This is a genomic window from Ferruginibacter sp., from assembly GCF_028288465.1.
GTDB lineage: Bacteria > Bacteroidota > Bacteroidia > Chitinophagales > Chitinophagaceae > Ferruginibacter.
Window position 1 is genome coordinate 231,563 of the sequence record NZ_JAQBNR010000024.1, and the last position, 20,147, is coordinate 251,709.

Here is a 20,147-nt window from a genome sequence, read left to right on the forward strand (position 1 = left end):
AAAACCGAAACTTTTTCATAAATTTGATTAACCAGTTTTTATGAATCCAATTAAAGTTGCAATAGCCGATGACCACCAGATTTTCAGAAAAGGAGTAATTCTTTCTATGAGGTCGTACACGGAATTTCAATTTGTGTTGGAGGCAGATAATGGTGAAGAACTGCTGGCAAACCTTGCAGCAGCTGCGCCGGACGTAATTTTATGCGACTTAAAAATGCCACTTAAAGACGGCATTGATACTACAAGACAAATTACAAAAGACTATCCCCACATTCGTGTTATTATTTTAACCATGTACGAAGATGAACGTTTCGTAGGACACCTGATGGATTGTGGTGCTGCAGGTTATTTGCTAAAAAGTACTGATCCTGCAGAAATAAAAAAAGCCATTTTGGAAGTGATGCGAACGGGATTTTATTTAAACCCTTTTGTAAATAAAGTATTAATTAAAAAGAATTATAGCAGGCAAAAATTTAATCCTTCTCTTAATACAGAAATTCTTGTAACGGATCGGGAAAAAGAAGTACTTACATTGGTTTGCATGGAATTTACTGCTGCAGAAATTGCTCAAAAAATGGATATCAGCTCGCGAACGGTGGAAGCAATCAAAGACAGGATGATGGAACGCTTCGGTGTAAAAAATTCTGTAGGCCTCGTGTTTTATGCTATGAAAAATCAACTGATAGATTAAAACGATTATCGCTTACATCATTGTTAGATTTCCTTTGGTCTTTCCAACATTTTTCTTCGTTCTTTATGTGAGCATCTCTTCTTTTATAATTTACCGAATGGCTGATTTTATTCCCCTTGTTTGCCTTCACGTTTAAGTCAATGCAAATTTTACCTTTTGAATTAAATTCGTCCTGATAATAATTGGAAGAGTTTACTTCAGACTAAAATAGCCCGAATAATTTAGAATCAATACTGGATATAATCTGCCCCAAATGTTCTTCATTTTCTGCAAATTTATTTTTATCTGCATCAATAATAAGCAAAGGGCCTTCTTTATAACTGTCAATAAATCCGTTGTAATAATCATTTAGTTTTTTCAAATAATCCAGCCGGATATTTTCTTCGTATTCCCTGCCTCTTTTTTGAATTTGTGCCACCAACGTAGGTACAGAGGCCTTTAGATAGATAAGCAGGTCCGGCGGCTGCACCATTGACTTGAGTGTTTCAAAAAACTGGTAATAATTATCAAAATCTCTTTTTCCCATTAGTCCCATGTCATGCAGGTTGGGTGCAAAAATATTCGCATCCTCATAAATCGTGCGGTCCTGTATCACTGTTTCTGAACCATGCTGAATTTCTAGCAACTGTTTTAAACGGCTGTTTAAAAAAAATACTTGCAGGTTAAAACTCCAGCGAGGCATATCTTCATAAAAATCATTCAGGTAAGGGTTGTGGTCAACATCTTCAAACTGAGGTATCCATTTGTAATGTTTACTCAACATTTCTGTTAAAGTAGTTTTACCGGCTCCGATGTTTCCGGCTACTGCAATGTGTTTTGGTTTCTTAGATTTGGCCATGTTGCCCCACCCCAATGGGTAATTTAAAGATGATAAAATAATATAGTACTCCGACAATGACAAGTGAATGTAGCAAACTTTGGTATATAAACATACAAATGCAAAATTGCGGTTTGGTACAAGCTTAATAGTTTAATCCCATTGCTTCTCTTACCAACTGCATGGTAGCTTTTGCGCTAATACCTGCTTTTGCTGCGCCTTTTTCCATTACTTCGCCCAGGTATTTTTTATCATTTAAAATTTCATTTATTTTACCCCGGATAGGAGCAATAAATTGCACCATATCTTCCGCCAGTTGCTTCTTCATATCTCCATAACGAATAGAACAATTGTTATAGTCATTTTCAAATTTTGAAATTACGTCATCGCCACTTACGAGTTTCATCAAACTAAATACATTTTCAATGTACTCCGGCTTTTGTGAATTTAACTCCTGCGGTCCTGCATCAGTTTTTGTTTTCATCACTTTTTTGCGGATTACATCGTCTTCATCCGCCAAAAATAAAGTGGCCATTTGATTTTCGCTTTTGCTCATCTTGCCACTACCATTGAGGCTGGGCACTTTTACCAGTTGCTGATTATAATTAAAGGCAAACGGCTCTGGAAAAACTTCTCCGTAACGATGATTAAAGCGGTTAACGTAGGTCCTTGCTATTTCGAGGTGCTGCTCCTGGTCTTTACCCACCGGCACATATTTGGCCCTGTGTAACAAAATATCTGCGGCCATCAAAACAGGATAAGTGAGTAATCCGGCATTGATGTTATCGGGACTCTGTCGGACCTTGTCTTTAAAAGTAACGGTCTTTCCAAGTTCGCCGGTATACGCCAGCATATTCAGGTACAAATACAATTCAGACGTTTCAAATACCTGACTCTGGCAATATAAAGCCACTTTATCAGGGTCCAGTCCGCAGGCGATATTTTCCGCCAATACCCTGTGCACGTTATCTTTTAGCTGTTTGGTATCGGGATGCGTAGTAAGCGAATGAAGATCGGCCACCATAAAATAGCAGTCATAATCTTCCTGCATTTTTACATAATTACGTATGGCCCCAAAATAATTTCCCAGGTGTAAAAATCCGGTAGGCCGGATGCCACTCATTACAATTTCTTGTTTTTTACTCATAAAGACGGCAAAGATAACAAAACACAATAGTCTTAAGCCATATCTGTAAAGGAAAAAAATTGGCTGCCATTCATATAAATTCAGTAGGTCTGTCAGCCTAATCCTTTATTTTTGTTTGATGGAAGTAAATGATACCCTGGTAGATAAAATTGCGCACCTGGCAAGGCTTCAGTTTAATGATATTGAAAAAGCAAGTATTAAAACAGATTTGCAAAAAATGATTGCTTTTGTAGAAAAGCTGAATGAGCTGGACACGACAGGAGTAGCTCCGCTGCTGCATATGAGCGATAATATAAACGTGTTGCGGGAAGACGAAGTAAAAGGAAGCATCAGCAGGGAGGAAGGATTAAAAAATGCTCCGCTGCACGATGAGGAGTTTTTTAAAGTGCCTAAAGTAATCAAAAAATAAACGGCCATGCGTCTTAATGGCACATCGCTTAAATTTATTAATATACAACCTTACCGGCTTTTACCAGTAATCATTTAGCAAATCAATAAATCAATATCACCATGCAGGGCATTATTCATCTGGAAAATATTTGCAAAAGCTATTATTTAGGCAAGCAGGAGTTGCAGGTACTAAAAGGCATTAACATTGATATTTTTAAGAACGAGTATGTAGCATTGATGGGACCGAGTGGCTCCGGAAAATCTACCCTGATGAATATTTTAGGATGCCTGGATACACCCACCAGCGGCCGGTACATTTTAAATGGCCATGATGTTAGCCGGATGATTGACAACGACCTGGCCGAGATACGCAACAAAGAAATTGGCTTTGTTTTTCAGCAATTTAATTTACTTCCCAGGTTAACCGCAGCAGAAAACGTAGCGCTGCCGCTCATTTACAGCGGCATTGCAAAAAAGGAAAGAATGGACAGGGCCAGGGAAGTTTTACATAAAGTAAAACTAGATGACAGAAGCCACCATAAACCAAACGAATTAAGTGGCGGACAGTGCCAGCGTGTAGCGATTGCGAGGGCTCTGATAAATGATCCTGCCATTATTTTGGCAGATGAACCTACAGGAAACCTGGATTCTAAAACCTCCTACGAAATAATGGATATCCTGGGCAAAATTCACAATGATGGCAACACGGTAGTACTGGTAACGCACGAAGAAGACATTGCCGGATTTGCACACCGGGTAGTGCGTTTACGAGACGGTTTGATTGAAACGGACAGGGTAAATTCCAATCCATCTGTTATTGCACAACCGGCTTAATGCTTTTATCTATAAACTTATTGAGTGTTTCGTTGTTTGCTTTGCTATAATTCAATCTACTAAACTATATGGCAGCAAAGATTTATACTAAAACCGGCGACCTGGGAACAACCAGTTTAATCGGTGGAACAAAAGTGCCCAAAAATCATTTACGCATTGAAACCTATGGCACGGTGGATGAATTGAATTCTTACATTGGCCTTGTAAGTGATCTTATTAAAGATGCCCATTCTAAAATTATTTTAAAAGAAATTCAGGACCGTCTATTTACTGTTGGTTCTTCACTGGCATGCGATCCCGATAAAGAACCATTGATGAAAATCCCTGATCTTAAACAGGATGATGTGGTATTGTTGGAAAAGGAAATAGATCGCATGAACGAGATGCTGCCAGCTATGAAACATTTTATATTGCCGGGTGGCCACGTTGCTGTTTCCACAACCCATGTGGCAAGGTGCATTTGCAGGCGTGCAGAACGTTTGTGCGTGAATATGCAGGAACACGAACTATTTGTTGAGCCATTGGTTATTAAATACATCAACCGATTGAGTGATTATCTTTTTATTTTGGCCAGATACATAGGTTATCAGTTACACGTGCAGGAAATTGCCTGGAAACCGCGGATAAACTGACAATTAATAATTATTAAATGGCTAATTAGTTTTTTGGCTGCGAAAAATCCTAAAAAATTTTGTAATCAATCCCGTAACGAAATAAGCCCGCGTCGCATAATACATAAGCTCCAGCTAACTGGCAGCATTATCCATTAACCAATTATCCATTATTGCTTATAAATTATCCACTATCCTGCCGTCTTTCATGTGCAAAATACGGTCGCTCATTTGGGCAAGTTCCTCATTGTGTGTTACAATTAAAAAAGTCTGTTGAAACTGATTCCTGAGTTGAATAAAAAGTTGGTGTAATTCTTTTGCATTGGCACTGTCAAGGTTGCCCGTTGGCTCATCTGCCATAACGATTAAGGGGTCGTTTATTAAGGCTCTGGCCACAGCTACCCTTTGCTGTTCGCCACCTGAAAGTTGCTGTGGTTTGTTTTCAATCCGGTTAGAAAGACCTAAAGTTGTTAACAATTGGATGGCTTTTTCTTTAATCTCCGATTTTTTTTTGCCCGCGATCCAGCCTGGAATACATACATTTTCAACAGCCGTAAACTCAGGTAATAAGTGATGAAACTGAAAAACGAAGCCAATATTTTTGTTACGAAATGCAGCCAGTTTTTTCCCGCTGAGCTTTTCTATCCTTTCCCCGGCCAGCAACACAGAGCCTTTATCAGCCGTATCCAAAGTGCCAAGAATGTGCAGCAGCGTGCTTTTACCTGCACCTGACGATCCGACGATACTTACAATTTCCGCCTTTTTTATGTTGATATCAACCCCACGTAAAACCGGCAGACTGCCGTAATTTTTAATAATGTTTGTTGCTGTCAGCATCTGGCTAAAGTAATTAATAATTAATAATTTAAGGACAATTAAGAACACTATTTACCCGTTTAAAATAAAAAATCAAACCAAGGGTGAAAAAACACATTTGTTTAATTCCACCAAACTTTTACATTTGCAAAAAATTAAACCATTAAGCGATGTTTTGGACACTAGAATTGGCCTCTCATTTAGAAGATGCTCCCTGGCCGGCAACAAAGGATGAACTGATAGATTTTAGTATCCGCAGCGGTGCTCCTATTGAAGTAATTGAGAACCTGCAGGAACTGGAGGATGAAGGTGAAATTTATGAAGGGCTGGAAGATATCTGGCCTGATTATCCAAGCCAGGAAGACTTCTTTTTCAATGAGGATGAATATTAATTGAATACATAGCTGTCCGCCCGGGATTGCCTTTCATCATACTATTTGTGCATTAAAGCCATTGACTTTTGTCAGTGGCTTTGTCGTTGGTATAAACTGATGCTTTATTGTTGACCTGCACCAGTATTATTTTCTTAAGCATTTGGCTGGCGCTTAAACTATAACTGGTATTCTTTGCAGAATACCAGCTAGTATAATTATTTCTACCATGTCGTGAAATTATTTTTCCATCTGTTCAATTACCGTTTGCGTAACACCTGTATTTGAAAAACCTCCATCGTGAAATAAATTTTGCATGGTAACCATTTTGGTTAAATCGCTGAACAGCGTAACGCAATAATTGGCGCAGTCTTCAGCACTTGCATTACCCAGCGGGCTCATTTTTTCTGCATAGGTGATAAAACCATCAAAGCCTTTAACTCCGCTGCCGGCTGTGGTGCGTACGGGTGACTGAGAGACTGTATTAATCCTGACCTTTTTCCCTACACCATAATAGTAACCAAAGCTACGGGCTATACTTTCCAGTAATGACTTGGCGTCCGCCATTTCATTATAGTTTGGAAATACCCGTTGTGCCGCAATATAAGTCAGTGCTACCACGCTACCCCACTCCTTAATGGCATCTTCCTTCATAGCAATTGCAAGCACCCGATGCAGGCTGGTAGCAGAAATATCAAGCGTTTTGGCATTAAAACCGTAATCAATTTCAGTATAAGAATTTCCCTTGCGCATATTAACACTCATACCTATGGAATGTAAAATAAAATCAACACCACCACCAAAATGTTCTTTTGCCTTAACAATCAGGTTTTGTACATCAGCATTGCTTGTAACATCGCAGGGAATTACGGGGGCATTAACTGTTTCAGCTAACTTATTAATTTCCCCCATGCGCATCGCTACAGGTGCGTTGGTTAGCAACAATTCGGCACCTTCTTCATGACAACGCAATGCTGTTTTCCATGCAATCGATTTTTCATCCAGGGCTCCAAAAATAATTCCTTTTTTTCCTTTTAGTAAATTGTAAGACATAGCTTATTTTAATTTGAAGGGTAAAAATAAGGTTTGTATGGTGTAATCAAAAATCTTCAAGGGTAAAAGGCTGATGGACCTTGGAGAATGGCTGTTTTTTCGGTAAAGCCAGTATTGTTGGTTACCTGTAAAATGGTGTTCCTGCTATCCATTAAATCATACCCAGCTAGTCATTATCAACATCAACCCGGGAAAATTATTCGTTTTAAATTGTCAATTATCAATCGATTGCCACCATTTCCCTGGCGTTCTCCAATGCTGCCGCAGTTGGCTTTTCGCCACTTAGCATTTGAGCAATAGCGGTAATGCGTTCGTCGTTACTTAACAGGCGGATAGCAGTATTAATCTTGTCACCTTTAGTGCTTTTATATACATAATAATGGGCGCTAGCCCTGGCAGCAATCTGGGGTTGATGCGTTATGGCAATTAACTGGTGGCCGGATGATAAATCTTTCATAATGATGCCCACTTGTTTGGCAGCTTCACCGCTGATGCCGGTATCAATTTCATCAAATATCAATGTAGGCAACTGCAATTTTTTTGCCACCAGAGATTTGATGCAAAGCATTAACCTGCTCAACTCCCCACCGCTGGCCACTTTGCGCAACGGCTCAAAGCGGCCGCTTTTATTGGCATCAAATAAAAATTCAATGCTGTCACCACCATCATTATGTAATGCTATTGATTGCAACTGCACTTTGATCACCGCGTTGGGCATACCTACCTGCGCCAACAACGCGTTCACTTTTTCGGTAAATGGTTTGATGGCCTTATTACGATTGGCCGTTATGGCTGCAGCCAACCGTTCGCATTGCCGCAGCAATTCCTTTGTAGCCTGCTCTTTTGCTGCAATTGCCTCGCCAATGTTCAGTATATCATTCAGTTTTTGCTGAAGATCATCCTTAATGGCGAGCAACTCCGCAGTAATATTCACGTTGTGCTTTTTTAATAACTTATATCCCAGTGAAATTTTATCATTTACCACCTGTATTCTTTCCGGGTTGTACTGTACGCCATTGTCAATGGCTTCCAGTTCATCACCTATATCCTGTAACTCTGCCTGTGCTCCCAATAAACGCTTTGTAAGTTCTTCAATTGACGCATGGTATTGCTGCAAACCATGCAATTTATTGCCAAGTGATTTTACCTGTTGTGTAATAGGTTGATCGCTGTCTTTCAATTCAAAGTAAACAGCACTTAACTGCTGCTTTATGTTTTCGGCATTGCTGAGTAACTTTAGTTCAGCATCCAGTTCTTCCAATTCATTTTCCTTTAGCCCCGCTTCCTCCAGTTCATCAAATAAAAACTGGTTGTAATCGAGCGCCGCATTGGCTGCGGCCTGTTGTTGTACCAGTTCCTGCAGTTCTTTTTTTGTTTTACTGTATTGAGTAAAAACAGTTGCATATTCCTGTAGCAGGTTGCCATTGGCCGCCAGCGCATCCAGCACCTGGCGCTGAAAATCACTGTCTCCCAATTCAAGCGTATCAAATTGCTGGTGAAGATCTACCAATAAAGAACTGAGTTCCTTTAACTGGCCAAGATTTACGGGCGTATCATTTATAAACGCTCTCGATTTACCGTTTACAGCTATCTCCCTTCTTATTACCACTTCATCTTCTATATCCAGTTCGTTCTCTTTTAAAAAACCCTTAATTTCCTTTCTGCCCCCGGCTTTAAAAAAACCTTCTACCACACATTTTTTGTCCTTATTCATTAAGGTGGCGCTATCCGCTCTTTCACCCAGTATCAGGCTTAAGGCACCCATTAAAATACTTTTACCGGCTCCGGTTTCCCCGGTAATGATATTGAGGTTGGCGCTAAAATCGATGGCAATTTGATCTATGATTGCGTAGTTCTGTATGTTTAATTTTTGCAGCATAATTGAGGCAGCAAATTAGTTTTTTTTTGGCTTGTTTTGCCCGTTTCATAAAATTTAACCACTTGCTTAAAAATAAAAAAGCACCTCAGTAACTGAAGTGCTTTTCATCCGAAGTCGTATGGCAAATTACTTTATTTCAATGCTGTCGTTCAAATCTGCATCAACCAGTATACGGCCACAGTTTTCACATACAATCACCTTTTTCCGCAATTTAATTTCACTTTGTTTTTGTGGCGGAATTGCATGAAAACAACCTCCGCAGCTGTCTCTTTCTACAGGTACTACAGCCAACCCATTGCGGTAATTTTTACGGATGCGGTCATAGCTTAACAATAAACGCTCATCTACATGGCTTCTTGCTTCAAGGGCCTGTTTATTGTATTGCTTTTCTTCCTTTTCAGTTTCACCGATAATTTTTTCCAGTTCCCCTTTCTTGCCACTTAAATTGCCTTCTTTAATGCTCACCGCTTTTTTAGCAGTTTCCAGCTGACGGGCTTTTTCGCCGATTTCTTCAGTGGCGTCTTTAATGTGTTTTTCGCACAGCTTTACTTCCAGTGTCTGCATTTCAATTTCCTTATTGATCGCTTCAAACTCACGGTTATTCTTTACATTTTCACTTTGCTTCTCATATTTTTTAACCAGCGCTTCCGCTTCCTTAATGGCTTCTCTCTTTTGGTTAATAAACTCCTGCATGCCATTAATTTCTTCTTCCACACGGGTCTGACGGGCGTGCAAACCTTCAATTTCATCTTCCAGGTCTTTTACCTCAATTGGCAATTCACCTTTCAAAATCTGAATTTCATCCAGCTTGCAATCCACTTTTTGTAAACGAACAAGCGATGTTAATTTTTCTTCAACGGAGAAATCTTTTACTGCGGCCATATTATTGTTTGAAATTTATAGTTTTAAAAGTTGTGTTACCGGCATTTCAGCAATGTTGAACATCGTTGCGTCGCACTCTTGTACTTTTCCATCGTTATTGAACGCCGTCAAAATTGCCCCTTTCTACACTGCCTTTGTGGGTATTTTAGTACCGAATTTAAACAAAGTAGTTAACAGGGTTGGTTTTAACCCTTGTTTTAAGGACGGCAAAGTTAGGGAATTTTTCCCTCAAAATATCAAATAACAGGTCTACAGTATACTGTTCGCTTTCAAAATGACCTATATCTGCAATTACAAGCTGATCATTCGCATCAAAAAACTCGTGGTATTTCACATCTCCCGTTACGTAAAAGTCAGCACCATCGGACACCGCAGCACCGGTAAGAAAGCTGCCTGCACCTCCGCAAAGCGCTATTTTTTGTACCGGTTTGGCCAGCAATGGCGTATGCCTGACGACCGTTAATTCAAATACTTTTTTCAGTTGTTGTAAAAAAACGGCGGCGGGTACCGCATCAGGCAATTCCCCAATCAATCCGCTGCCGGTTTGCTGCCGGGTATTATCCAGCAAAAACAGATCATAGGCCGGCTCCTCGTAGGGATGTACCGCCAGCAAAGCTTTTATTACCTGATTTTCAACCCATGCCGGGTAAATCGTCTCCAGCCGCAGTTCATTTTCGGCATGCCGCAAACCAGGCTCGCCCACAAAAGGCGCTGTTTCCTGGCCCCCTTTAAAGCTGCCTTCTCCAGCCACCGCAAAACTGCATTCGCTATAGTTACCGATTTGGCCGGCTCCGGCAGCAAATAAAGCACTGCGAACTGTTTCTGCCTGTGCAGATGGTACAAAAGTCACCAGTTTTTTCAACATGCCTTTTTTGGGCTGCAATACCCGGCGGTTTACCAGGCCGAGTAAATCAGCCATTTTACCATTTACGCCGGTTAAAATATTATCCAAGTTAGTATGGATGGCATAAATGGCAACGTCATTTTTAATGGCTGCAATGATTGTTTTTTCAACATAATTTTTCCCGGTTATTTTTTTTAATCCGCTAAAAATAATGGGGTGATGGGCTATTACCAGGTTACAATTTTTTTCAATCGCTTCCTGTACCACCGCTTCTGTTGCATCCAATGCTGTAATAACGCCGGTACATTCGCGGTTGAGTTCACCAGTTAATAAACCAGCATTATCATAACTTTCCTGTAAACTTGCAGGCGCAATGGTTTCTAAAAAAGAACAGATTTGCTGTATGGTCATTTATAAAAAATTAAAAAGATGAGTTCTGCTGAATTATATACTGCCTACAAAACAAAGATGCAAAAAATTGCTGACGTAAAATACGCCAGCGCCGTTTTACAGTGGGACCAGGAAACCTACCTGCCGCCGAAAGGCAACGACTTCAGGGGAAGACAATTGGCAACATTGAGTGAAATGGCGCATGAGCTGTTTACCACCGAAGCCGTGGGCACATTATTGCAGGAATTAAACAGTAAAGAAGATTTGAGTGCCGGCGAAAAAAGAAATGTACAGCTTAGCCTGGAAGACTACATCCGCAATGTAAAACTGAGCAGTGATTTTGTAAGAAAGATGAGTGAAGCAGTCAATACGGCTTACCATGCGTGGGTAAAAGCCCGTACTGATAATTCGTTTGCAACATTTCAGCAACCATTGCATAACCTGATTGAATTGAAAAAGCAGGAAGCAGATTTGCTTGGCTATGAGCAGCATCCCTACAATGCATTAATGAACGACTACGACAAGGGCCTTACCGTTGCGACTGTGGACGGCATATTCAATCATCTTAAACCGCAGTTATCAGTTTTACTCAACAAAATAAAAAACAAACCGCAGGTTGACAATTCGTTTTTGCACCAGCATTTTGATAAAGACGCACAGTGGAAATTTGGCATTGAAATCTTAAAAGAAATTGGTTTTGATTTTGAAGCCGGCAGGCAGGATTTGAGTGTACATCCCTTTACAACCAGCTTTAACAATTATGATGTGCGGGTAACTACAAGGGTTGACGAGAGAGATTTTGGCAATATGACCTGGAGCTGTATCCACGAAGGTGGTCATGCGTTATATGAACAAGGCTTACCCGCCACGGAATATGGACTGCCGCTTAGCGAGTACTGCAGCCTTAGCATCCACGAAAGCCAGAGCCGGCTTTGGGAAAACTGTATTGGTCGAGGACTTCCTTTTTGGCAGCACAATTTAAAACGGCTACACACTTTCTTTCCCAGCCAATTTAGTCGACTGACAGCAGAACAATTTTATAAGGGAATCAATAAAGTGGAACCTTCGCTCATACGCACCGAAGCGGATGAACTGACCTACCATTTTCACGTGATGATCCGCTACGAAATTGAAAAAATGCTGATTGAAGGAACCATCAGTGCCAAAGATATTCCGGCCTACTGGAACGAACATTACCAAAGCTACCTGGGTGTTACAGTTCCGGATGACAGCAAAGGATGTTTACAGGACATACACTGGAGCCACGGCAGTTTTGGTTATTTTGCTACTTATAGCCTTGGCAGCATTATCGCGGCGCAATTATATGCAGCGATTGAAAAGGAAAATGCATCTCTAAACAAAGAAATTGAAGCAGGGAATACAGCAACCGTTTTAAACTGGTTAAGAAAAAAAATTCACCAGTATGGTCGTGAATTTACTTCAGAACAATTGTGTAAAAAAGCAACCGGTGAAACATTGAATTCAACGTATTTTATTGATTATGCAACAAAAAAATACACCGCCATTTATGGTCTGTAAAAAAAACAAGCGTTGTGGCCATTTTTACCTGGCAGTATTAATTGCCCTGTGTTGTTCGTTAACGTTGCTCGGCAGCGGCTGTAAAAAACTAAAATTGCTTAGCGGTGACCAAAGCACGCTGGAGCAATATTTTGCAGATAATGTATTGGGAAGAACTTTTGTGGTAGACTTTGCAAGCGACAGCAGTGCGGACATCACCAGTCAATATGCCGGTTATGACTTTATTCTTACCAAGACTACTTCGTTTTACGAAGGTGATATGACCGGTACCAAAGACGGCATTACTTGTACCGGCACCTGGTCCAGTAACAGCGACTACAGCAAATTGGTAATTAATTTAAATTCATCCAACATTCCGGCTTCTTTTGCATTTTTAAACCGCTCCTGGAAGTTTACAAAAAAGGGGGTTCCCGTACTTGAGTTGGCTCCATGGGGCAGCACTGATCCCAAAGTACTGCACATGAGGAGATTATAGCCGGATGCTCTCCACAATACTTCTGCTAGTTAAACACCTTCCGGTTTACATTTTAGCCAAAAATCAGGGCACTTGTTGTAGTAAGTTTTCTACTTCCCTCACTATTATATGTGACCTACAATTTTTCAAGCCTTTTGGAGTTTTATAAAGCGTTGTCCAGCATACGTTTCAACATCCTATTTTAGAACCAAAAGCAAAAAAATCTTATGATAGCCAGCATTGCAACCAAGGCATACTGTCTGTTACTATTGACGGTACTCGGTTTTGGCGCCTCAGCCCAGCTGGCAGCTAATTTCACGGCAACTCCCACCAGCGGTTGTGCGCCATTGGTAGTTCGTTTTACAGATAACACCACCAATAAACCCACGCAATGGAAATGGAACCTGGGCAACGGCACCATTTCATTTCTGCAAAACCCTTCGGTTACTTATTTTAACCCTGGCCAGTACACCATTAAGCTGGTGGTAAAAAACAGCAGCGGTTCAGATTCCGTCACCAAAATCCAATTTATCACGGTTTACGCTCAGCCAAAAGTGCTCTTTACAAGTTCCGCAACTTCAGGATGTATTCCATTACCAGTTCAGTTTGCGGACCAAAGCACTGCCCCCGCAGATTCCATAACTACCTGGCAGTGGGATTTCGGTGATGGCTTTTCGTCGGGAGCGAAAAATCCGGTTCACACGTACACAACAAGCGGCAATTTTAATGTTACGCTAAGGGTAAGAAACAGTAATGGTTGCTTAACCACCTTGTCAAAATCCAAATACATACAAATAAGCCCGATAGTAAAAGCCAATTTTAGTAATAATACACCTAATAACTGTACTTTTCCTGTTGTAATCAACTTCAAAAATTTATCTTCAGGATCTGGCACCCTCAATTATAAATGGGACTTCGGAGATGGTACGATATCCACACTTGCAAACCCGTCCCATGCTTACACGGCTTACGGCAATTTTTCTGTTCAGTTAATTGTTGTCAATGCCAAAGGATGTTCCGATACCATCATAAAAAACAACGAAATTTTAGTTAATAAGGTAAAAGCAGCTTTTACCAATACAGACACAATATGTGCACAGCGCCCAGTTTTATTTGTCAATACTTCAAGCCCAACACCACTATCCAGCAAATGGAGTTTTGGCGACGGCACTTTTTCATCTGCCGTCAGCCCTTTTAAAAAGTTTGCCGTTGGCGGAACATACGAAGTCAAACTGGTTAGCAGTTTTGGAAGCTGCACCGATTCTGTAACGCAAACGATTACAGTCAACGATAATCCGGTAGCAGCATTTTCCTCCGTTGATACCGCTTCCTGTAACAGCCCTTTTGCTGCGCATTTTACAAGCCAGTCTTCAAATGCTGCTAATTATTATTGGGATTTTGGTGACAGTACCTTTAGCAGTGAGCAAAATCCAGTTCACACTTACAACGGCACAGGCAAATTTTCGGTGCAGTTGATTGTTACCAATGCGGGAGGATGCGCCGACACGATACTTAAAAATGATTTTATCCAAATTCAAAAACCGGTTGCAAGTTTTAGCAACCTGCCGGACAGTGGCTGCGTTCCTTTTGCAAAAACATTTATCAGCACATCCAATACAGTTGATCCGGTAACAGGTTATTTATGGAATTTTGGCGATGGCACCACTTCCACAGAAGCAACACCTACACATACTTATACTACCGAGGGTGTTTATGCTGTGTCAGTAATTGAAACCACAGCGAGTGGCTGTACGGATACGGCAAGTGTTGGACGTGGTATCATTGCCGACACAAAGCCTTTATTGAACTTCAGCGCTTCGCCAAGGATCACCTGTGCAAAAACAGCCGTCGATTTTAAAGATCTCACCGTTGGCAAAGTCACCAAATGGTTGTGGATGTTTGGAGATGGCCAGATGGGTTATTCAAAAAATCCTTCCCACACTTACTCCGATACAGGTAAATTTGATATCAAGCTGATTGTGTGGAACAATGGATGTGCTGACAGCATCATCTTTAAAGATTATATCTATATCAATGCACCGGTTGCAAAATTTTCGAGCAAGATGGATTGTAAAAATCCGTATCAAAGAGTATTTACGGATTTCTCCATTGGTGCAGATGAATGGAACTGGGATTTTGGTGATGGCACTACTTCCACACAAAAAAATGTTACGCACCAGTATCCCCATGCCGGATTTTTTGAAACCAGTTTAACTGTTAAAAATTACACCACCGGGTGTGAACATACTACAAAAATACTAGTGCAGATTATTGATGCCAAAGCAGCCTTTACGACATCTGACAGCGTTATTTGCCGGGGCAATAGTATACGGTTCACCACAGGATTAAGCCTGGATGAAATAAATAAATTTACCTGGGATTTTGGAGATGGTACAACACTGGATACTATTGAAAATGCTGTTACGCATATTTACCGTGCAAGCGGCAATTTCTCTGTCCGTTTGATTATTACCAACCTGCCGGGTTGCCGTGATACACTGGTTAAAAACCTTGGCATTAGAGTAAATGGCCCTATTGCAAAGTTCACGGCTTCCGTTCCGGGAAGCTGCCTTAACACGCCAGTTGCTTTTAACGACCTGTCTACAACTGATGGACTCAATCCGATAAAAACTTTTACCTGGGCATATGGAGATGGAATTACCGAGACCTTTGCCGCGGCACCATTTCAACACAGTTTCCAGGGGCAGGGAAGTTATACAGTTAAATTACTTATTACTGATTCTGTTGGTTGCAAAGATAGTTTTGCCCTTGTAACACCGCTGATCATTTCAAAACCCGTAGCTAAATTTATTACAAAGGATACGCTTAGCTGTCCCTCAAAACCGGTACAGTTCACCAGCCAGTCAACAGGACCAAACTTAAGCTACCACTGGATTTTTGGTGACGGTTCAACTTCCAGCCTTCAAAATCCGTTGCATTCATTTAGCACAAATGGCAGTTTTAGTGTGTCACTATTAATAACAGATCAATACGGTTGTACCGACTCTGTAATCAAAAATAATCTGGTGAATATAATAACTCCGCAGGCAAACTTTTTAATGAGTGATTCCGTGAGTAAGTGTCCTCCACTCATCGTACAGTTTACCAATTTAACTCCAAGTATGGTTTCATCTGTGTGGGATTTTGGAGATGGCACAGCAGCTACAACCGCCTCCCCTACCCACTTTTACAGTTATGCCGGCACCTACAAAGTCACGTTGACAACCACAGGGCCTGGTGGCTGTACCACCATGATGGAAAAATCCATCTTTATTAAAGGACCTAAGGGAACGATTAATTACAGTCCGTTGACGGGCTGCAAACAGGTGAACAGTAATTTTGTTGCCAATACAATTGATGCTGTATCTATTTTGTGGGATTTCAATGATGGAGCAACATTCAGCACAACCGACTCCACCGTAAGTCACCTGTACACCTATGCCGGACAGTACATTCCAAAAATGATATTAACCGACACAGACGGTTGCCAGGTGCCAATCAGGGGAATCGATACTATTGTTGTAAACGGAGTAACGGCTGCATTTAATTTTAACAGCCATGTACTGTGTAATGCGGGTACTGTGTCTTTTAAAGATTCTTCTTACAGCAATGATGCTATCAGCAATTATAACTGGACTTTGGGTGACGGTACCGTAAGTACGGAAATGGATCCGGTGCATCAATACAATAACACGGGACACTATTATCCAAAGCTGGTAATCACAACAGAACATGGTTGTACAGACTCAGTAACGGCATCCGTTCCTGTAAAAGTAGCACCAACTCCCCATGTCGATTTTACTACAACCGCCAATGGCTGCACCCCGTTAACGCTTACAGCAAAAGGTATAGTAACAGTAGCCGACACGGCGGCCCTTAGCTGGCAATGGAATTTTGGTAATAACTCCTTTTCAACACTTCAAAATCCGGTTGTACAAAATTATGGTACAGCTGGTATATACAATATCTCTCTGCAGGTTACCAACAGCAGCGGTTGTTCTGATACGGTGACTAAATCTATCGAATCTTACCCTATACCAAATGTTAGGGCCGGACAGGATACTTTTATCTGCAAGCAACGTGGTATTAACTTACAGGCAACGGGCGCCAGCACTTACAACTGGTCGCCTTCAACAGGCCTAAGCTGTACCGCTTGCGCAAATCCGCTGGCAACGCCGGCAGCTGAAATATTTTATACCGTAAAGGGCACCAGTATCCATGGCTGCACTGCTTCAGACACATTAAAAGTAACTGTAAAATTTCCATTCAAAATTACTTACGGCAACAGGGATACGTTGTGCCGGGGAGAATCCGGGAAATTATTTGCCACTGGTGCCAGCAACTATACGTGGACGCCCGCGGCAGGACTTAACAATCCGCTTTCTGCAACACCTACCGCTACACCGGATACCACTACAAATTATATGGTAGTGGGTAAAGATGATAAGAGTTGTTTTACAGATACGGGACACGTATTTATAAAAGTATATCCAATACCAACAGTAAATGCCGGTTTTGATCAGACTATCAATGTAGGTAAGTCATTTGATTTAATACCCACCATTTCTGCTGACGTTACCAAAGTATTATGGTCGCCCACCACCGGCGTGTTCCGCAACAGTTACCCTGGCATTACGGTTAAACCGGTTACCAATACGGAATACACAGTTAAAGTAAGCAATGACGGTGGTTGTACGGCAGAAGACAAAGTGAACATTATTGTAACCTGCGATGGCAGCAATGTTTTTATGCCTAATACTTTTTCCCCGAATGGTGACGGGGCCAATGATGTTTTTTATCCACGGGGGTCCGGTCTTTTTAAAATTCAAACGCTGCGCATCTTTAACCGCTGGGGACAGATTGTTTTTGAAAAAAATAGTTTTAATGCCAATGATCCTTCATCTGGCTGGGACGGTACTTTTAAAGGAGCCAGGTTAAATCCCGAAGTATTTGTTTATACAATTGATATTATTTGTGATAACAACAGCGTGCTGAATTATAAAGGAAACATAGCCCTGATCCAATAAAATTGCTGATAAATTAAGAATAAAAATATGGATGATTAGACAAAGTTTCTTAAACAACAACATACTAAAACAAGCAGTTAGCCGTTTTATACCTGTACTAAAAATACCTCGAAACCAAAATCTTAAACCCATGAAAAATGATGTACACATTCTATTGTGTTGCATGTTGGTCCTGCTGCCTTTTCTGCAGGTTACCGGACAAGACATTCATTTTTCACAGTTTTTCGAAACTCCTCTTTTACGCAATCCCGCACTGGGAGGGCTTTTTTCAGGCGACATAAGATTACAATCAGTTTACAGAACACAATGGCAAAGTGTAACCGTACCATACCAGACTGTTTCGTTAAATGGTGAATATAAAATTGCTGTTGGCAAGAGTGCCGATTTTTTAACTGCCGGCGGACAGATTTTGTATGATAAAGCAGGTGATGTAGCAATGACCGCAACCCACGTTCTTCCCGCATTGAATTATCACAAATCTTTAAGTGACGAGAAAAATATGTACCTCTCTCTGGGCTTTATGGGTGGTATTGTACAACGCAGGCTGGACAGGAGTAAAATGACCACCAATAGCCAGTTTGATGGCAGTGGTTATAATGGAAACCTTGCGACAGGGGAAACATTTAACAACAGTTCATACAGTTATTTTGACGGTATTGCAGGCATGAGTTTTAATGCACAGCTGGGCGACAACCAGGATAACAACATGTATGCTGGCATAGCCTATCACCATTTTAATAAAGCTGCTAAAATTTCGTTTTATGATAACAGCAATTTAGAAATGAAACCAAAATTCGTTTACTCAGGAGGCATCAGGCTGAGTACAGCAGAACAGTCCTTTATAACTATTGAAGGAGATTACAGCAAACAGGGACCATATACTGAACTGATTACGGGACTGATGTATACTTATAAACTGGATGACAGCGATATGCCAAAATACCTGATACACGGCGGTGCAGTGATAAGATGGAGGGATGCTATTATCCCGGTAGGAAAAATAGAAATGAAACCTCTTGCCATATCGGTAAGTTACGATGCCAATATTTCAAAGCTTGCGGCAGCCACTACTGGCAGAGGTGGATTTGAATTGGGCATTTCATACCAAAAATTTATTAACAGGGATAACAGCAGCAAAGAAGCGGTCCGCTGTCCAAGATTTTAAATACTTACTCCTTGCTTTCTAACTCAAGTTTCGTGTCCTAACACCAAGAGCTTTTGTTTTTATGGATTGTTTGGATAACAAGAAGCCCCCTTTTCCAGGGGGTTTTTTTATGCCCTTTATTTTATAGAATAATCCGTTCAAAAATAAGATGTACCAGAATAATTCACCTTACTTATTTGCAAAAATGTATTCCTAAACAAAAAATAAAGATTATCATTTTTACAATTAATTTTAGTCAAACAACTTTTATGAACAGAAGACTTTTCTTACGCAGTGGCTCGCTGGCAGGATTGACACTTACTACAACCGGATTAACCGCACTGGAAAACCCGCTACCAACAGGCAACACAGCACCATTGGACAATTTTGAACTGGATGAGGCTACGATTTCGGAATTGCAGGACAAAATGAAAACCGGCCAAACCAGTTCCGTTGCTATTACGCAACTTTACCTGAAACGAATTGCGTTGATTGATAAGGCGGGCCCTGCAATTAACTCCGTAATTGAAATAAACAAAGATGCTTTAACCATTGCAGCCGCAATGGACAAAGAAAGAAAATCTGGAAAAATAAGAGGCCCGTTACATGGCATACCTGTTTTAATAAAAGACAATATCAATACCGGGGATAAAATGATGACCACTGCGGGCGCTATGGCAATGCAGGGAAATATCGCAGCCAGGGATGCCTTTATAGTAACCCAGTTGAGAAAGGCCGGTGCCGTACTGTTAGGCAAAACCAATTTGAGTGAATGGGCCAATTTTCGCAGCAGTAAAAGTACCAGTGCATGGAGCAGCAGGGGCGGACAAACCAAATGCCCTTATATCACTGACCGCAATCCTTCAGGCTCTAGCGCCGGATCGGGTGCTGCGGCAGCAGCTAACCTTTGCACCATTGCGATTGGTACAGAAACAGATGGTTCTATTGTATCTCCTTCTTCTATAAATTGCCTGGTTGGGATAAAACCAACCGTAGGTTTGTGGAGCCGGTCAGGTATTATTCCTATCTCTGCTACGCAGGATACAGCCGGCCCGATGGCCCGTACAGTAAAGGATGCAGCCATTTTACTGGGTGCCTTAACGGGTGTTGACAGTGCCGACGCTGTTACCTTACAAAGTGAAGGAAAGTTCCATGCCGATTACGCGAAATTTTTAGATGCCGGCAGTTTGAAAGGCAAACGGATTGGCATAGAAAAAATGCATTTAAAAGGGAATGAAAAAATAGTTTCATTATTACG

The 20,147-nt window shown here is 41.0% G+C and carries 17 protein-coding genes; 10 read left to right on the top strand and 7 right to left on the bottom strand.

Annotation, left to right across the window (positions count from 1 at the left end; translation table 11 throughout):
- The first annotated feature begins 40 nt into the window (after positions 1 to 40).
- Positions 41 to 691 carry a response regulator transcription factor gene (locus tag JWR61_RS12965; RefSeq protein ID WP_290336220.1) on the top strand — a complete coding sequence of 217 codons (651 nt, stop codon included), beginning with the start codon at positions 41 to 43 and terminating at the stop codon, positions 689 to 691.
- A gap of 202 nt (positions 692 to 893) precedes the next feature.
- Here JWR61_RS12965 and JWR61_RS12970 read toward each other — a convergent pair whose 3' ends face one another.
- Entirely contained in the window at positions 894 to 1,529 is a 636-nt protein-coding gene (locus JWR61_RS12970) for a deoxynucleoside kinase (protein WP_290336221.1), read from the bottom strand.
- Between the two features lie 124 nt (positions 1,530 to 1,653).
- Positions 1,654 to 2,655 (bottom strand): tryptophan--tRNA ligase, encoded by a 1,002-nt coding sequence (trpS, locus tag JWR61_RS12975; RefSeq protein WP_301928204.1) that lies wholly within the window; start codon positions 2,653 to 2,655, stop codon positions 1,654 to 1,656.
- 118 nt (positions 2,656 to 2,773) lie between these two features.
- On the opposite strand from trpS, the gene gatC reads away from it, so the two are divergent.
- The 3 genes from gatC to JWR61_RS12990 all read left to right on the top strand — a co-directional run bounded on the left by gatC (position 2,774) and on the right by JWR61_RS12990 (position 4,511).
- Complete coding sequence (gatC, locus tag JWR61_RS12980; RefSeq protein WP_301928205.1) at positions 2,774 to 3,064, top strand: Asp-tRNA(Asn)/Glu-tRNA(Gln) amidotransferase subunit GatC; 291 nt, start codon at positions 2,774 to 2,776, stop codon at positions 3,062 to 3,064.
- A gap of 101 nt (positions 3,065 to 3,165) precedes the next feature.
- Positions 3,166 to 3,879: an ABC transporter ATP-binding protein gene (locus tag JWR61_RS12985; protein WP_290336224.1), complete on the top strand. Its 714-nt coding sequence runs from the start codon at positions 3,166 to 3,168 to the stop codon at positions 3,877 to 3,879.
- 68 nt (positions 3,880 to 3,947) lie between these two features.
- Positions 3,948 to 4,511 carry a cob(I)yrinic acid a,c-diamide adenosyltransferase gene (locus JWR61_RS12990; protein WP_301928206.1) on the top strand — a complete coding sequence of 188 codons (564 nt, stop codon included), beginning with the start codon at positions 3,948 to 3,950 and terminating at the stop codon, positions 4,509 to 4,511.
- A gap of 156 nt (positions 4,512 to 4,667) precedes the next feature.
- Here JWR61_RS12990 and JWR61_RS12995 read toward each other — a convergent pair whose 3' ends face one another.
- The gene (locus JWR61_RS12995; protein WP_301928207.1) at positions 4,668 to 5,327 is read right to left on the bottom strand and encodes an ABC transporter ATP-binding protein; all 660 of its coding nucleotides are present in this window, start codon (positions 5,325 to 5,327) and stop codon (positions 4,668 to 4,670) included.
- 149 nt (positions 5,328 to 5,476) lie between these two features.
- Between JWR61_RS12995 and JWR61_RS13000 the strand changes: the two genes are divergently transcribed.
- A complete protein-coding gene (locus JWR61_RS13000; RefSeq protein WP_229759905.1) occupies positions 5,477 to 5,698 on the top strand; it encodes a DUF2795 domain-containing protein in 222 nt (73 codons plus the stop codon).
- A 219-nt stretch (positions 5,699 to 5,917) separates the two neighbouring features.
- Here JWR61_RS13000 and JWR61_RS13005 read toward each other — a convergent pair whose 3' ends face one another.
- The 4 genes from JWR61_RS13005 to JWR61_RS13020 all read right to left on the bottom strand — a co-directional run bounded on the left by JWR61_RS13005 (position 5,918) and on the right by JWR61_RS13020 (position 10,746).
- Positions 5,918 to 6,730: an enoyl-ACP reductase gene (locus JWR61_RS13005; RefSeq protein ID WP_290336228.1), complete on the bottom strand. Its 813-nt coding sequence runs from the start codon at positions 6,728 to 6,730 to the stop codon at positions 5,918 to 5,920.
- A 220-nt stretch (positions 6,731 to 6,950) separates the two neighbouring features.
- Complete coding sequence (gene recN / locus JWR61_RS13010; RefSeq protein WP_301928208.1) at positions 6,951 to 8,609, bottom strand: DNA repair protein RecN; 1,659 nt, start codon at positions 8,607 to 8,609, stop codon at positions 6,951 to 6,953.
- A gap of 126 nt (positions 8,610 to 8,735) precedes the next feature.
- On the bottom strand, positions 8,736 to 9,491 hold the full coding sequence (locus JWR61_RS13015; protein WP_290336230.1) for a zinc ribbon domain-containing protein: 756 nt from the start codon (positions 9,489 to 9,491) through the stop codon (positions 8,736 to 8,738).
- A 157-nt stretch (positions 9,492 to 9,648) separates the two neighbouring features.
- Positions 9,649 to 10,746: a Nif3-like dinuclear metal center hexameric protein gene (locus JWR61_RS13020; RefSeq protein WP_301928209.1), complete on the bottom strand. Its 1,098-nt coding sequence runs from the start codon at positions 10,744 to 10,746 to the stop codon at positions 9,649 to 9,651.
- An 18-nt stretch (positions 10,747 to 10,764) separates the two neighbouring features.
- Here JWR61_RS13020 and JWR61_RS13025 point away from each other — a divergent pair, with 18 nt between their 5' ends.
- The 5 genes from JWR61_RS13025 to JWR61_RS13045 form a co-directional block, all read left to right on the top strand.
- The gene (locus JWR61_RS13025) at positions 10,765 to 12,264 is read left to right on the top strand and encodes a carboxypeptidase M32 (protein ID WP_301928210.1); all 1,500 of its coding nucleotides are present in this window, start codon (positions 10,765 to 10,767) and stop codon (positions 12,262 to 12,264) included.
- Positions 12,254 to 12,739: a hypothetical protein gene (locus tag JWR61_RS13030; protein ID WP_301928211.1), complete on the top strand. Its 486-nt coding sequence runs from the start codon at positions 12,254 to 12,256 to the stop codon at positions 12,737 to 12,739. Before JWR61_RS13025 ends, JWR61_RS13030 begins: the two co-directional genes overlap by 11 nt.
- A 206-nt stretch (positions 12,740 to 12,945) precedes the next feature.
- Positions 12,946 to 17,745 carry a PKD domain-containing protein gene (locus JWR61_RS13035; RefSeq protein WP_301928212.1) on the top strand — a complete coding sequence of 1,600 codons (4,800 nt, stop codon included), beginning with the start codon at positions 12,946 to 12,948 and terminating at the stop codon, positions 17,743 to 17,745.
- A 130-nt stretch (positions 17,746 to 17,875) separates the two neighbouring features.
- Positions 17,876 to 18,910 carry a PorP/SprF family type IX secretion system membrane protein gene (locus tag JWR61_RS13040; RefSeq protein ID WP_301928213.1) on the top strand — a complete coding sequence of 345 codons (1,035 nt, stop codon included), beginning with the start codon at positions 17,876 to 17,878 and terminating at the stop codon, positions 18,908 to 18,910.
- A 248-nt stretch (positions 18,911 to 19,158) separates the two neighbouring features.
- Positions 19,159 to 20,147: amidase family protein (locus tag JWR61_RS13045; protein WP_301928214.1), on the top strand; the 989-nt coding region annotated here is incomplete at its 3' end.

Coding starts and splice junctions, on each gene's coding strand:
- JWR61_RS13040 (WP_301928213.1), top strand. CDS start 17,876: ATGAAAAATGATGTACACATTCTATTGTGTTGCATGTTGGTCCTGCTG.
- JWR61_RS13015 (WP_290336230.1), bottom strand. CDS start 9,491: ATGGCCGCAGTAAAAGATTTCTCCGTTGAAGAAAAATTAACATCGCTT.
- recN (WP_301928208.1), bottom strand. CDS start 8,609: ATGCTGCAAAAATTAAACATACAGAACTACGCAATCATAGATCAAATT.
- JWR61_RS13000 (WP_229759905.1), top strand. CDS start 5,477: ATGTTTTGGACACTAGAATTGGCCTCTCATTTAGAAGATGCTCCCTGG.
- JWR61_RS13030 (WP_301928211.1), top strand. CDS start 12,254: ATGGTCTGTAAAAAAAACAAGCGTTGTGGCCATTTTTACCTGGCAGTA.
- JWR61_RS12990 (WP_301928206.1), top strand. CDS start 3,948: ATGGCAGCAAAGATTTATACTAAAACCGGCGACCTGGGAACAACCAGT.
- JWR61_RS12970 (WP_290336221.1), bottom strand. CDS start 1,529: ATGGCCAAATCTAAGAAACCAAAACACATTGCAGTAGCCGGAAACATC.
- JWR61_RS13005 (WP_290336228.1), bottom strand. CDS start 6,730: ATGTCTTACAATTTACTAAAAGGAAAAAAAGGAATTATTTTTGGAGCC.
- JWR61_RS12965 (WP_290336220.1), top strand. CDS start 41: ATGAATCCAATTAAAGTTGCAATAGCCGATGACCACCAGATTTTCAGA.
- JWR61_RS12985 (WP_290336224.1), top strand. CDS start 3,166: ATGCAGGGCATTATTCATCTGGAAAATATTTGCAAAAGCTATTATTTA.
- JWR61_RS13020 (WP_301928209.1), bottom strand. CDS start 10,746: ATGACCATACAGCAAATCTGTTCTTTTTTAGAAACCATTGCGCCTGCA.
- JWR61_RS13035 (WP_301928212.1), top strand. CDS start 12,946: ATGATAGCCAGCATTGCAACCAAGGCATACTGTCTGTTACTATTGACG.
- trpS (WP_301928204.1), bottom strand. CDS start 2,655: ATGAGTAAAAAACAAGAAATTGTAATGAGTGGCATCCGGCCTACCGGA.
- JWR61_RS13025 (WP_301928210.1), top strand. CDS start 10,765: ATGAGTTCTGCTGAATTATATACTGCCTACAAAACAAAGATGCAAAAA.
- gatC (WP_301928205.1), top strand. CDS start 2,774: ATGGAAGTAAATGATACCCTGGTAGATAAAATTGCGCACCTGGCAAGG.
- JWR61_RS12995 (WP_301928207.1), bottom strand. CDS start 5,327: ATGCTGACAGCAACAAACATTATTAAAAATTACGGCAGTCTGCCGGTT.